At 44.1% G+C, this 12,991-nt stretch carries 8 protein-coding genes; all 8 read right to left on the bottom strand.

Annotation, left to right across the window (positions count from 1 at the left end):
- Positions 1-29: 29 nt before the first annotated feature.
- The 8 genes from AC0TWI_RS16150 to AC0TWI_RS16185 all read right to left on the bottom strand — a co-directional run bounded on the left by AC0TWI_RS16150 (position 30) and on the right by AC0TWI_RS16185 (position 12,985).
- Positions 30-1,532: a response regulator gene (locus tag AC0TWI_RS16150; protein ID WP_488127365.1), complete on the bottom strand. Its 1,503-nt coding sequence runs from the start codon at positions 1,530-1,532 to the stop codon at positions 30-32.
- On the bottom strand, positions 1,525-3,306 hold the full coding sequence (locus tag AC0TWI_RS16155; protein ID WP_488127366.1) for a sensor histidine kinase: 1,782 nt from the start codon (positions 3,304-3,306) through the stop codon (positions 1,525-1,527). The genes AC0TWI_RS16150 and AC0TWI_RS16155 overlap by 8 nt, the downstream gene beginning before the upstream one ends.
- Positions 3,307-3,432: 126 nt before the next feature.
- Positions 3,433-4,884 carry an ABC transporter substrate-binding protein gene (locus AC0TWI_RS16160; RefSeq protein ID WP_488127367.1) on the bottom strand — a complete coding sequence of 484 codons (1,452 nt, stop codon included), beginning with the start codon at positions 4,882-4,884 and terminating at the stop codon, positions 3,433-3,435.
- 21 nt (positions 4,885-4,905) lie between these two features.
- Positions 4,906-5,766, bottom strand: a complete 861-nt coding sequence (locus tag AC0TWI_RS16165) for a carbohydrate ABC transporter permease (protein WP_488127391.1) — start codon at positions 5,764-5,766, stop codon at positions 4,906-4,908.
- A gap of 160 nt (positions 5,767-5,926) precedes the next feature.
- Positions 5,927-6,856 carry an ABC transporter permease gene (locus tag AC0TWI_RS16170; protein WP_488127368.1) on the bottom strand — a complete coding sequence of 310 codons (930 nt, stop codon included), beginning with the start codon at positions 6,854-6,856 and terminating at the stop codon, positions 5,927-5,929.
- 353 nt (positions 6,857-7,209) lie between these two features.
- Positions 7,210-10,326, bottom strand: coding sequence for an alpha-mannosidase (locus AC0TWI_RS16175; protein WP_488127369.1), 3,117 nt, complete (start codon positions 10,324-10,326; stop codon positions 7,210-7,212).
- 45 nt (positions 10,327-10,371) lie between these two features.
- Positions 10,372-12,252 (bottom strand): family 20 glycosylhydrolase, encoded by a 1,881-nt coding sequence (locus AC0TWI_RS16180; protein WP_488127370.1) that lies wholly within the window; start codon positions 12,250-12,252, stop codon positions 10,372-10,374.
- 106 nt (positions 12,253-12,358) lie between these two features.
- A complete protein-coding gene (locus tag AC0TWI_RS16185; protein ID WP_488127371.1) occupies positions 12,359-12,985 on the bottom strand; it encodes a YesL family protein in 627 nt (208 codons plus the stop codon).
- Positions 12,986-12,991 lie beyond the last annotated feature (6 nt).

A 12,991-nucleotide genomic window follows, 5' to 3' on the forward strand; every position in this document is an offset into this window, starting at 1 on the left:
GAATAATCGCCGAGGCGATTTTCATCTACTCAAATTTTTCTCCATTCACTTGGTGTGGCTCCGACGTTTTTCTTGAACTGTTTATAGAAGTATGCGGTATCGGAGTAGCCTACCATTTTCCCGATTTCTCCTGCCCGATTATGGGTTGTCTTCAGCAATTCCTTCGCTTTTTCCAGCCGGATTCGATTCAAATATTCAGAAAAGACGACACCGACCTCCTTTTGAAAAAGCTGGCCCAAATAAATGGAATTGACATGAAACTGCTGACCGAGAACTTTCAATGAAATACCCTGGTCATAGTTTGAGTGAATATAACTAAGTACATTTTGTACTATCGGAGAGCGCATCGTTGATTGTTTTTGAATCAAAGACAGCAACCCGCATACATACTCTTCCATTATCGTTTTCATTTGACCTGCGTCTGTGCTGTACAGCATTCTTTCAATCGCTGCTGTGTAAAATGAAATATCCTCCGATTGGATTGAATGATGAATATAGGAAAGCAGGTCAAATGCATATTTTCTGGCGGCCGGTGCCGATAGAAACGCGGAAACCCTCGTAAGATCCTTGAAAAAGTCGTCAATCATGGCCAATGCTTCTTGATCCCCTGCCATGATCAATTTTGAAGTATTTTCTTTGAATTCTTGCAGGCGCCTGAATTCCTCTTGTTTATCAAAGTTTGATTGATCCGTGATCAGCTCGTTTGGTGGAAAATAGATTTGGTGCAAACTTCTTTCTCTAGCCTGGGCATAACTCTCTTCGAGTGTGTTGATTGTTACCGACGGTTCCCCCATTGATAAATAAAAGAAGCCGATATTGGCACTCTCTTTTACCAATTCCTCCGCCAGCTGCTGATTTTGGCGCAGCAGCTCCTCTTTGCTTTCGCCGCCGAAGACGAGGATCAATTCATGGCTTGGGCTGAAGAGACAAATGGTTCTATAATTTTTTTCAATCATCGCTCGGATTCTTTTTACCGTTGCCAGATTATTTGTTTCAAGATCCAATACAGAAACGTTGTAATAGGAGGAAGTAAAGTGAACATCATATAATGAAAGTCTTTCAATCAAATCGTTTTTTTCGATCTCGCCATGCAAATAATTCCATAATGCATTATCCTTTAATGTTGTTTGTTCTTGGGTAATTTCCATACCGGCAGAAGCGTTTAATTTCTTGCCGATTGCTTGCACAGTCTTCTGGAGTTCCTCTTTGTCGACAGGCTTAACAAGATAATTCTCGATACCAAGGAGCAATCCTTGCTTTATATAGTTAAAATCCTGATAACCTGTCAGCACAATCGTTTTCAGGTGAGGCTGATAGTTGAGCGCCTCCTCAATCAATTCGAGCCCTGTCATTTCCGCCATCATGATGTCTGTGATGAGAATATCCACTTTATTCTCTTTTAAATAGGCGATCGCAGCCTCGCCTGAGTCAGCCGTTGCACATACGGCAAAACCAAAATCCTCCCAATCCAGCAGAACTTGAAGTCCTTTTGTGATAAGCTGCTCATCATCTACAAGCATAACTCTATACATTTTTGTCCTCCCTGCCAGGCATGCGCAAGGTGACAGTAGCCCCCATATTCTCATTACCTGCTATCGTAAGCCCGAATTGCTTTCCATACTTCAATCTAAGACGCTGATGGATGTTTCTTAAGCCGATTGACCTCACTTCATCACCCTCTTCACTATTGATATGGTCTTGAATGCAGGCAAGCCTTTCTTCTGTTATTCCCGTGCCGTTATCGTTCACTGTGATTTCCAGGCACTCCGTAACCTTCGCCTCCAGAATCAGATGATTATCCTTTTGGTGTTTGCGGAACCCATGTACAAAATAATTCTCGATGATAGGCTGTAAAATTAATTTCGGAACGAGCAGCTGTTCCGCTTCGCTATCGATGTCGATTGATACTTTGAGCTTATCCGGGAACTTGTACTGCATTAAGATCAAATATTGATTGACATATTCTACTTCTGTACACAAGGGAACGACATCTTTCGACTCCATTGAATACCTGAATAGCTTGGCAAGATGGAATATCATCTCGCTTGATGTTTTAGACCCATCCACCACTGCCACCATCCGGATCGCTTCCAGTGTGTTAAAGAGAAAATGTGGATCAATCTGGGCTTGGAGAGCCCGTAATTCTGCTTGCTGCTGTTTAATATTGCTCAGGTAAAATTTTTCAATATAATCATTCAGCTCAGCAAGCATCGTATTGATATTGGTGCCAATCTTTGATAGTTCATCTTCATGCTTCGTTTCCGGCACCCTCGCTTGGAGGTTGCCTCCCTCTACTTGGCGGATCGTGGATACGATCATATTGATTCGTTTGGAGTAGTTGCGGATGAAAGAATATATGACTAGGAGTGACGCTGCCAAGAACAAAATAATGAATAGCCACATGGTTCCTCTGACGATCGACAGCTTCTTCAATGCCTTGTCAGGAATGATACTGATATACGTATAGTCCCCTTTATTGGCAATCGTGTTGATATAATAGTTTTCACGTTTATAGGTGACTTTCTTTTCGTTTGTTTCTTGTTTTGCCTGCTTGATAATCTCTGCTGGAATCCCCCTGTTAAGAGAGTAGACAATTTTCCCGTCGGAATTAGCCAGAAAAAATGATGCCGGTGTTCCTTCGTGGCGCTTCACCATTTTTTCGAGCCTCTCCGTGGAGTAATAAACGGATACCATGCCGATTTTTTTCAATGTAACCGGATTGTTAATGTAAAATTCCTTAATGAGTGTGTTTTTGTACTGACGATTTGGCGGGAGAACTCCCGGGTCGGCAAAAAGCGTATCCCCCAAAGGATCTTTTCTCTTAGGACTCATGCTCTCATTCCAGCGGATGTAATTGTAAATCAACAAGTATTCAATCGAACGATTCTCAAGCGAACGCAGGCTGATTCCATTTATATCCGGATCCTGGGAAAAGTAGCCGTTAAAATATGTATCGATATTACTCGGCATGAACGAAGGAGAACCAGCAAACTTATCAAGCCGGTAATTCAGGTATTTTTCATAGCCGTTTTGAAGTGCGTATGTAATGTCATCGAGCATATCGCCCCGAACATATAAATCTCTCTTAGCACGATTGATTTCCGCTTCCTTTGAGGATATATAATCCTCAATTCTTTCCAATGTTCTTGTATTGATGTTGAGCTCTTTTTGTATGATGATATCCGAGTAATAGTTTGTGATAGTTACAACCAAGACAATTACAGTAGTGACAATCGTTAAAGCAGAGGTAATAAAAAGCCTACTGAAAATTTTTGATTGAGAACGCTTCTTTTGATTTCTTTTCATGTTGCAGCCTCATTTGTCAAAAAATGATAGATAGAGTTTTTCTGCTTTACTGATTGTAGTCCGTGATCCCATATAACTAGAAGAAATCAAGCTGGAGTTCGATACGTCCAGCTTGATTCCGCTCTTTTATTTTTGTGTGCTTTTCCATTCGTCATATTGCTTTTGAATCTCTTCCAGCACTTTATCAATGCCTGCCTTTTTCAGCTTGTCATTGAATTTAGGCAAGTACTCTTCCGGATCGACAGAACCGGTTGCGAGAGCCGGATAGAATTCTTTCGAAATGTTTGTGATCGAGGCAATCTCTGATCTCACCGGATCACTATTGAAGTGGAAGCCAAGTGTTGGCGCAGGTTTTGCACTTTCGTTAAACTCTTTGAATTTATCCCACTTATCTTCCGGATCGTCTTCATACAGATACAGGACGAAGAAGTTTCCGAGTGAGTATGTCGGCATGTTGTAATTGTCGATACGCGCCGGAAGGTCTTTGATCGTATCCTCACCGACTTTTTCATAATGAACGCCTTCAAGTCCTTTATCAACAAGGTTCCGCAAATAAGGATCTGTGTTAAGCAGGTTGAGGAACTCCATTGATTTTTCCGGATTTTTTGATGTCGCAGAAATCGCTTGAATTGATCCGGAAACAGAGTCGTTGAACGTTGTCGGCTCTTCAGCTGGTACGGAAACTACATCATACTTAGCGGAGCGGCTCCATAATAGGTCTGCATATGGCTGGGAATCTCCCATCCGTACGAACCAGTTCTCCACGTCCATCGGCCAGCTGTCCTTGCTTGTAGCGGCATCTTCTTTAAGATAGCCCGCTTTGTAATACGAATGCATCGTTTTGTAAGTCTCCATTGCCAAATCCGTCTCGAAGAAGTTGATTACTTTCTCTGTGTCGCCTTCAAGCGGGAAGCCGAACGGCATTTCATTATTGAATACATAGTCAATCGGCAAGTATGCTTTGAATGTCGCCATCGGCGTAATATCAGGCTCGTTTTCCTTGATCGCCTTCAGCATTGGCTCCAAGTCCTCCAGGCCTTTTACGGTCGAAAGATCAAAACCATACTTGTCAACAAGGCGTTTGTTGAACGTATAAACAGTTTGTCTCGCAGCTTCTTTATTCGTAGGGACTCCGTATGTTTTTCCATCTACTTTAATCCCTTCAAGCAAGGAAGGGTCGATAATTTGTTTCAAATCCTTACCTTCCTTATCGAGCAAATCATCAATTGCATAAAAAGCGCCTTTTTGTGCATTTTGCACATAGTCTGTTCCGTTTGTGAAAATGATGTCAAATGGTTCGCCTGAGTTGATCATAACCTGGGATTTTTGTGCCCAGTCTCCCCAGTCGATCTGCGTCATTTTTACAGTAGCATTGATCTTTTCTTTCACATATTTATTTACCTCTTCAAAAACCTTATCAGTGTCTTTCTGAGGTGTACCAATAGTATACCATTTGATTTCATATGGCTGGCCGTCTTTTCCGTCCTTTTCCGAAGCGCTTTCTTTGCTGCTGCATGCGCCCAGAATTGTGCCAAGCAGTAACATGAAAGCCAGCAATAAACCGAATTTTTTCTTCATTCTCTTTCCCCTTTTCTTTTTTTATTCCTTAACGCCGCCAATCGTCAACCCGCTGATGAAATACTTCTGGAAGAAAGGGTAGGTGACAGCGATTGGCAAAGTGGCGATAACGACCATGGCCATTTTGGCAGAATCTTGCGGGAGTGTGCTAAACAAGCTGGACTGCATCAATCCGACTTCTGCATTTTGTCTCATAAACTCCAAGTTTGCATCTATTTTCATCAAAAGGGCTTGGAGCGGCACTAGCTTTGGCTCATCGATGTACAGCAAGGCGGTAAACCAATCATTCCAATAGCCCAATGTACTAAATAACGCAATCGTAGCAATTCCGGGCAGGGAGAGCGGAAACACGATCTGGAAAAACGTTCTCCACTCACTCGCCCCATCAATTCTAGCAGACTCCAATATCGATTCCGGCACCGATCTCATAAAGAATGTGCGCATGATAATGATATAAAATGCATTCATTGTCAGCGGCAATATTAATGCCCAAATGGTATCTTTCAAATGAAGAAATTGAGTGACAACGATATAGGTCGGTACCAATCCGCCGCTGAACAACATCGTGAAAAAGGCGAGAAAGGTGAAAAACCTTCTATACTTGAATTGAGGCCTTGATATGGCGTACGAGTAGAAAGTGATCATTAATACACTGATGATTGTTCCAACGATCGTCACGAAAATCGTCACGCCATAAGAGCGTACTAGCTGCTCTTTTACATTCCACAAGTATTTATAGGCATCCAGGCTCCAGGCTTGCGGAATGATTTCAAAGCCATTCCGTACAATGCTTTCCTCACTTGTAAACGAAATGATGATGACGTAAATGAATGGGAAGATGCACATGAAAGTGAATATTCCTAGAAATATGCTGATCAGCATGTTTGAAACCGGATGGATCTGCTGATAGTTCCTTCTCCTATTCCTCTTTTTACGGCCCTGCGGATCTACAACCGTTTGGGAGACAGCAATGGCTGCTTGGCTTTGTGTATGATTTGCTTCATTCGGCATATGGCAGGTCCCTCCTTTCAGAGATCAAGCACTAAAACAATGCACTCTCTTCATCAATTTTCCTTACGATATGGTTTGTGATAATGACGAGTATAAATCCGACAACTGACTGATAAAGCCCTGCTGCTGTACTCATTCCGACATCACCCAATGTCATAAGTCCCCGATAAACGAATGTATCGATAACATTTGTAACAGAGTATAGGGCTCCGGAATCCCTCGGCACCTGGTAGAATAGCCCGAAGTCAGAGTTGAAGATCTTACCAATGTTCATGATGGTCAGAATGATCATGAGCGGCTTAATCATTGGAAGGGTAACATGCCTGATCTGCTTCCACTTGGAGGCCCCGTCAATCATCGCCGCTTCATAATAGGTCCGGTCGATTCCGACAATCGCAGCGAGATACACAATGCTTCCATAACCGATCCCTTTCCACAGGCTCATGAAGACAATGATGAATGGCCAATACTTAGGCTCGCTGTACCATGAGACAGGGTCTATATGGAACCAGCCCAGAATATTGTTCAACAGTCCGCTGTCCGAACTGAGAAAGGTAAAGACGAAGTAACTTCCAATCACCCATGAAATAAAATGGGGAAATAGCATCCCGGTCTGGTAGAACTTCGATAATTTCTTGTTTATCATTTCACTCAGCAGAATGGCTGTCGCCACAGCAGCTACGAGTCCCAGAACGATAAAGACAAGATTATAAAGAATCGTATTTCTCGTGATAATGAAAGCATCATTAGTACTAAACAAATATGTAAAGTTATCAAACCCGACCCATTCGCTATTGAAAACACTTGCAAAAAAGCCGTCAGGATGAATCCTGAATTTCTTAAATGCCAATACTTGTCCAAACATCGGCAAGTAGGAAAACAATAGCAGCCAAATTGTTCCTGGCAATACCATCAGGAACCAGATTCTGTTTTTATAAAGATCCGAAAAAAACTTTTTCATAATTTTCCTCCTCTCACCGTTGGATGTAAGCACTTCCATACCTCTATTTTATAAGGAATACCTGCCTATTTATAGTTGACTAATTTTCGTTTCGATGCAAAAATCTTAGAAACCCCTTACATTCTAGATTAAAATGTGACTTTCCAGGTAGTCAGTGAATGCTGGAACTTCTGGAAAGCTCTTCTTCTGTGTATGAAAAAAAGTCGATGTGCGGTTCCGGTTGCTTTCCGTTCCGGGGCACGCAGATCCACGGTTTCAAACTAAAAAACCGAGAAAGGGGAATCGGCCCATTCTCGGTTTAAGGTTCTGTTATAACTTTTTCAGTTTCGGGACTGTTTGAACAGATCCTTCGCTTACATAAGAATTCTAAAGGTCTTGATTTCATACGGTTTGATTTCAAATTCAATTTTTTCCCTGGAAGGATCATGCAATGGCTGTTCCATTAGGTCGGTTTCAATCCATTCGCTGTACTTTTTGTGAATAGCAAGGGCAGCCTTGCCGCGTCTTCCTTCATATTCATGGACTCGGATGATGATTCCATTTCCGTCGTAGGCTGGTTTTACTGCATCGATCCAGATATGGTCAGACTGCAAGTCGAGGAATGATGTTTCCTTTTGCCATTGTCCTGCCAAAGCCAAAACCGGATCATTGAGATCCCATGCTTTTTCAACGGTCTTCGCCTTTCGCCAATCTCCGAGATGCGGATAGAGTGAATAGACAAAGGAATGGCTGCCTTGATCTGCTTCAGGGTCAGGATGAGTCGCTGACTTCAGCAGCGTCAAGCGCATGTTGTTTTCCTTAATATCATAGCCATATTTCGAGTCGTTCATCAGGCTGACCCCGTAATCCGGTTCAGACAAATCGGCCCATTGATGACCGACGGATTCAAATTTCGCCATATCCCAGCTTGTATTCCAGTGGGTAGGGCGTTTCACATTCCCGAATTGAATATCGTACGTGGCCTCGGTCGTCCTGATGTCAACAGGGAAGGCCGCTTTCAGCAATTTCCTTCTTTCATGCCAGTCCACCTTCGTTTCAAAATCAATTCTGCGATCATTCTTATAAAATACTGCCCGCTGAACGATTTCAGACAGATGGTATTTCCAAGTCACTTCCACAGCAAATGAAAGCTCGCCATCTTCTACGACGTCAAACGATTGAATACTTTTGATCTCTTCCATTTTTTCCTGGTAAAAAAGATCAATATCCCACGCATCATGAGCAAGCGGCTTGTCTTCAAATATTTGCAGTACATTGCCGTTTTCACCGTCTGCAAGGATATTTCGCTCTGCTTCCTTATCAAATAGTCGGCTGATTTGGCCGGACTCATTCCATTGAACTGAATAGAACGGCGTCTCCAATTTTCTGTCCTGGTAAGTGAAGCTGCTTTCCTCAGCTTTATTTGCCAGCGCAGGCTCGAATCGGACAGTCTTTGCCCCGAATGACGGGAGGCTGTCCACCTCTACCAGCCAGCTGCCATTAGCCTGTTTTTGATGAGGCAAAGCCGCCCCTTCACTCGTTTTCCAGATTCCATCTTTGAGTTCAGCATACTGATCGATGACTACATTCCTTTTCCCTTTAACATGTGAAGCATTCACAAGTGCAACCGAATGTTCCCCTGCTTCTATTCCCTCTTGCAGGATCGTATTTTCCACCCCATTGACGATGTCGGCTGCCTCTTCGTATTCAACAGCAGCATCTTCATATACTTCCCGGATCGAGGATCCCGGAATGATGTCGTGGAACTGGTTGCGCAAAATGATTTTCCAGCCGTCTTTCAGCTCGGAATCACCGATCCACTGTTCCGGATTTGATATCCATGAAGTGAGAAACTCCGCTCTTCGATATAGAAGTTCCAGTCTGCGGTTCATTTTTTTCATGAAAGCCTGACTCGTATAGGTGCCGCGATGATACTCTAAGTACAATTCGCCGTCCCATTTATGGAGATAGCCATCCGCTTCCTCGATATTCTGATGAAGCTTTGCGAAAAATTCATCCGCTCTCGAGGTCTTCACATTCGGCATGCCCGGCAGCTTGTCCAGTCGCCTGCGCATTTCGAGCATATGGCGGTTGACACCTCCGCCGCCGTCGCCGTATCCATAGGAAAGAAGGAGGTCCTTCGACAAATCTTTATCACGATAGCCGTCCCATGCTCCTTTTACCGTCTTGGCCGTAATGTATCCATTGTACGTATAGAACCAAGAATCTAGGGAATTCCAAGGCTCAGGTGTTGTAATAAAATGCGTCAATATTTCCGACCCGTCGATTCCTTTCCAATGGAATGTATCATGGGGCATTCGGTTATATTGATTCCAGCTGATTTTTGTCGTCATCATCGTATTGATGCCGGATTTCTTTAGGATTTGCGGCAGGGCCCAGCTGTAGCCGAAAACATCTGGCAGCCACAGATACGTGCTGTCCACACCAAACTCTTCTTTGAAAAAGTTTTTTCCATGCAATATTTGCCGGACGAGTGACTCTCCGCTCGGGATATTGCAGTCCGCCTCAAGCCACATCGCTCCGCCGGCTTCCCACAGGCCTTCCGCTATCCGATCCTTCATCTGCTCATATATTTCCGGGTAATCGTTTTTAATATAATCATAGAGCTGCGGCTGTGTCTGCAAAAAGACATAATCCGGAAACTGCTTCATCAAACGCAAGACCGTCGAGAACGAGCGGGCCGATTTTTCACGGGTGTTCTTCAGTCTCCATAGCCAGGCAACATCGATATGTGTATGCCCGACCGCATGGATCGTAACGGCTGCATTTTTCTCGGCAGAGCGGATCGCTTCCTCCAGATTTTCTTCGGCCCTGTAGCAGGAATCGTAAAATGCCAAGCTCCCAGGCTCTGTCCAATCAATGAGGAACAAGGCGTCAGAAATCATTTTTTTCAAGGTCGTATAGGCAGGGTCCGTTTCACTAGTTTCACGAAGTACTTCATATGCCGCTAAAAGAGAGTAATATAAATTATCAACTCGCCGGTCGAGCCAGCCGATTTTTGCCATTTCGAGTTTCAATTCGTTCTCAACAGGAGAACCGCCGCCTTCATAACCAGACCAAAGACGGAAATCAAGCGTTAGCGGAACGTTTTCTGTTACGTCATCGAATAATACTTCCTCATGATTGGAATCGACACCTTGAAATGGTTTCCCGTTCACAAACAATAACGATTCAAACCCTGAATTATTGCCGCCGCCAGTCTTTCCGAAAGAAAACAATCCGACTGCTTGGAGCCCGCTTTGCAATTGGGAAGAATCTACTGTTGCCTGAAGCCAAAGATAGCGGTCACGTCCTCGCCAATAATCACCGATTTGCATTTTCTTTTCTTGATCATACTGTTTTGGCGGGGCGGCTCCGATTTCCCCATCATCCTCGTGGACAAGGAATTCAGTGATCTCTATACAGTCACGATATCGGAACGACTCCAGCTCATTGATCCGTGCTTCAAATTTTCTTTCCGTGAGAAACATTTTTCTTCCTCCTTATCAGCATTGCTGACGGTTTTTCTTCCATTCTCAAAGTGAGAAGTTCCCTGCTGTCACGATCCGATGATATACATTCCCGCCAATTAAGCCTTCGACAATTTCCCAAGGTCCATCATGCATCAGCCTCGTTTCCTCCAATTCAGCCAGCCCAGGCACATGGCCATCGACCCAATCGGAGATCCGGTCAATGACAGAGCCTATCCGGATAATGACTCCGCCGTAGCGGATATCGATGATTTCCCAGCCAAATGGTTTATTTGCAGAAAGCCACAGCGTCCGATGTTTTTTACGAAGAAGGTCGGTCTCGGTGCGGATCCAGCTTAACTTCTCCAGCAGTACTTTCATGCCTGCCTTATCTTCCTGGTCATATGCCTGTTTGACCTGGATTCCGATTTCCGCCTTTTTGCTAAGTACTCTGGCGAGTTGCTCATAAAAATCAAATAGATGGTACCACTTTGCGTTCCTCTGCTTAGCCTCTTTGATTTCCTCTGCCAACCTTTGATAATGTTCATTCAAGGATAGTCCTTTTATGTTTTCATCGTAGAGCCCGATCAGAACGTCTTGGTAAAGCAGCACTTTTGATGTCATGGAAGTGTTCATATTGTCCTTCATGACTCCCGGTGTTTCGTCTAATCGCTTGAAAAGCATAAAATCCTCAAACTGGCCATCCGAACAAAAAGCAAAACGTTCTGCGACCTGTTCAAGTGAAACGTGCTTATGATATGTATGTTCTGCGAACAACTGCAGGATCGGCAGGGACGTTTCAAATGGCGTTTCAGCGCCGTTATCGCCCCACATGGTCACAAATACTTCCTGAACCCCTTCTTGCTTGCTGGCAGCTAGTCCCGCTTCCGTTGTTACGATTGCTTTACCGTAATTGGGGGCGATCCCATTCCATGTCCAAGCACCACCGGCAAAAATAGTTTTCGATCCGAGCAGTCTATGATTCTGGAAATTTTGTACATACTTTTCTTTTTCTTTGTTGTAGTAGTTCCAATAGACAAGTTCGACATCCGGGATCTCTTTTAAAATGTCTTCACGGATCTTCCCGTCTTCATCCTTATACCGGCTGTTCTCGGCGAATATTGGAAGGTACATGTCACTCCAGATCATGGGCTTTAAGTTGTATGATTCGGTGATGGCCAGTACTTCCCGCAAATGTCTATTCATCAGATCCACATGGTGCTCGTAACCATTTTGCGCTAAATACTTTCCAAGCCCGAGTTGGAAGGTTTCATCCATGCCGATATGGATCCGTCGGGATCTGAATGGCTCCGAAGCTGCTTTAATACAATCCTCTAAAAACGCATAGGTCTCACGGTCCCCAACGAGTAAAATGTCATCGGTATCCCGGATTGGGGCTGCGTAATTCCATTTAAGCGCTTCCCTCAAATGCCCGAGTGCCTGAATGCAAGGGATCATTTCGATACCAAAGGAATATGCATAGTCGTCGCAAGCTCGCAGCTCGTCCGTTGTGTAGCGGCCGCGCATATAGCCAAAATAGGGGTGTTCTTTTACTTCATATGTATCTTCCGTGTACAGCATCAACGTATCCAAGCCCATTACCGCCATGTTCCTAACTAGCTTTTTCACTTCTTCAACTGTCGGGACGGCATTTCTCGAAGCATCGAGCATGACACCGCTCATGTGAAACTGAGGAGTTTCCATGATTTCAAAATCTTGTCCTGCTTGATAATGCTCAAGCCATAGCCCCAAGCCGCGGAAGAAATGTATCGGTTTATCAAAGACGATTTCTCCCGTCCCATTTTTCCAGCTGAGCCGCAGTTGGCCGGGCTGCTGCAGTACTTTGATTGGGAATCCACTATCATCCAGCTCAATTCGCAAATGATCGGTGATCTCACGCAGCCCTTTCATAATAGAGTCCAAGTTTCCAGTAAGCTGAAGTTGCATATTCATTCCTCCAAAGGTGTCGGGGCAGTTTCTTCCGTCAGTTAACCGGCTCGTTTACCACGGAGAGAGGAATCCACTCCGCGGTGAAAACCGGTCTGCAGGACATTCACACCTGCTGCAATACTCTTTTCTCCAAAAAGTTGAATCTTGTCATGCTGATTCTCATCATCCAATAAGCCGGAGCGACTCCGGATATGAAAGCGATCAACCCGGGATACCTGACAAGAAGGTAACCGATCATCGTAATCCCCAACCCGATGAATACCGTCGAAGGCAGGCTTGTCACAGTGAACAACAAGGACTGCTTGACATACTGTAAATTATTCGTGTAATCATAATGAACATATATGGCGAAGAAATAGCCGACTGCAAGCATCAATCCGACTGACAGAACATAAAGGATCAACAAGAGGAAGCTGGCAAATACTCCTGACATGATTTCCTCGGCGATCCGTATATCAATGAACAGAAACAAGGCCAGCGCGAAGAAAACAGCACCAATCTGATTGGATCGTTTCCATTCTTTCTTATATACAAGTTTAAATGTTTGCCAGACAGGTGCATCGGTATCCTTTCTGATCCATTTGCGAACGAGTGTAAACAAGGCGACCGTTGACGGAAACAATCCAAAAACACCAAGTCCCAGCAAAGTGAAAGCAATCCAGCAAAGATTTGCCGAGACGATTCTCCATATCCACGCACAAGCAGTGATCATCCAGGGATCCTTCTTCATTTCCGG

Source organism: Lederbergia sp. B243.17 (genome assembly GCF_057657925.1).

Excerpts from the sequence above, each read along its gene's own strand:
- AC0TWI_RS16150 (WP_488127365.1), bottom strand. The coding sequence starts at position 1,532 with ATGTATAGAGTTATGCTTGTAGATGATGAGCAGCTTATCACAAAAGGA.
- AC0TWI_RS16155 (WP_488127366.1), bottom strand. The coding sequence starts at position 3,306 with ATGAAAAGAAATCAAAAGAAGCGTTCTCAATCAAAAATTTTCAGTAGG.
- AC0TWI_RS16160 (WP_488127367.1), bottom strand. The coding sequence starts at position 4,884 with ATGAAGAAAAAATTCGGTTTATTGCTGGCTTTCATGTTACTGCTTGGC.
- AC0TWI_RS16165 (WP_488127391.1), bottom strand. The coding sequence starts at position 5,766 with ATGCTGATCAGCATATTTCTAGGAATATTCACTTTCATGTGCATCTTC.
- AC0TWI_RS16170 (WP_488127368.1), bottom strand. The coding sequence starts at position 6,856 with ATGAAAAAGTTTTTTTCGGATCTTTATAAAAACAGAATCTGGTTCCTG.
- AC0TWI_RS16175 (WP_488127369.1), bottom strand. The coding sequence starts at position 10,326 with ATGTTTCTCACGGAAAGAAAATTTGAAGCACGGATCAATGAGCTGGAG.
- AC0TWI_RS16180 (WP_488127370.1), bottom strand. The coding sequence starts at position 12,252 with ATGCAACTTCAGCTTACTGGAAACTTGGACTCTATTATGAAAGGGCTG.
- AC0TWI_RS16185 (WP_488127371.1), bottom strand. The coding sequence starts at position 12,985 with ATGAAGAAGGATCCCTGGATGATCACTGCTTGTGCGTGGATATGGAGA.